A 1107-nucleotide genomic window follows, 5' to 3' on the forward strand; every position below is an offset into this window, starting at 1 on the left:
ACGCCGCCGCCTTTTTTAAGAATTCCACCTCTTTCTCGAGAGCCGCCTTTTCTCGCCTTAGCTTGCGAAGCTCTGCACTTTCTTTCTTCGAGTAGTCAACACCGTCAACAGAATTGAATTGCTTATCTGACAGCCGATTAAACTGTCGACGCCAATTATAAATTTGCTGAGCACTGACTCCCAAGTCTTTTGCGACAGATGCGCTGGTATTGTCTGGCTTTTCAGCACGCTTTACGGCCTCTCGGCGAAATTCTTCGGTATAGGTCTGTCTTTTCTTTCGGGTCATTTCGAACACCTCATATCATAGGTTCTAACTATAACAGGGTGTCTACTGAAAGTGGGTAACACGGTGCTATAACGCCGGCAACATGGGCGCAGTGTAGTGGAGCATTTTTTGTGGTAAAAAGAGCGCAGCGATACCACAAAAAATGCGGAACGTAACTGCGTCCCGTGCTTGCCCTGGTTATGCATCAACGCAGGCCCTTGAGAACTGCTTACACAAATAGGTGTTCGAAAAACACGATGTCAAATGATGCACCATTCTTAATCTTTCAAAGCAATTAGCTCAGATTGCGGATCACACTCCAAATCTAGAATGATTTCTTTCTTTTCGGTGCGGATACAAAATGTGTGGTCGCGTACCCAATGCATGCCGATAACACTGTCAATGCTACTATCATCGAATTCGTCATCAATAGTCTCTTCTGTGTAAGATCGTATTCTCGTAAAAACCACTCTTGTATGTGGAATAAAGTCATCCGGGTTATTTACGCACTGGAGGATAAGTACCCTTTTATCGATGTCATAGTTTAGAACATCGACATAAGGAGAACAGCCCGCTAAGTATTTATCCATTAAGTCTAGCAAAGCTTATTTCTCGAAAATAGCATAACGCCCTGGTCACTGGCCCAAACTGCGTGGCGCAAATTTGTGGTAAAGTGAGCGAAGCGAATCACAAATTTTCGCCACGCAGTTTGGGTCCATGGTGCACCGGCTTGTATGGTTCAATTCCCCCAAATTCGATAAAGTGAGGCCCGTAACTTGTTGCAGCAAGTTACCGGATCAGTAGCTCGGTGCACCGGAGGTTTTAAGAAACCGTTAACAAGT

General features: G+C 45.0%; 1 protein-coding gene. It reads right to left on the reverse strand.

What is annotated here, in order from left to right; all coding sequences use genetic code 11:
* A partial coding sequence (locus FT643_RS23055) for a transposase (RefSeq protein ID WP_198043839.1) occupies positions 1-286 on the reverse strand: 286 nt, incomplete at its 3' end.
* Between the last annotated feature and the right edge of the window lie 821 nt (positions 287-1107).

The organism is Ketobacter sp. MCCC 1A13808, from assembly GCF_009746715.1.
Classification (GTDB): domain Bacteria; phylum Pseudomonadota; class Gammaproteobacteria; order Pseudomonadales; family Ketobacteraceae; genus Ketobacter.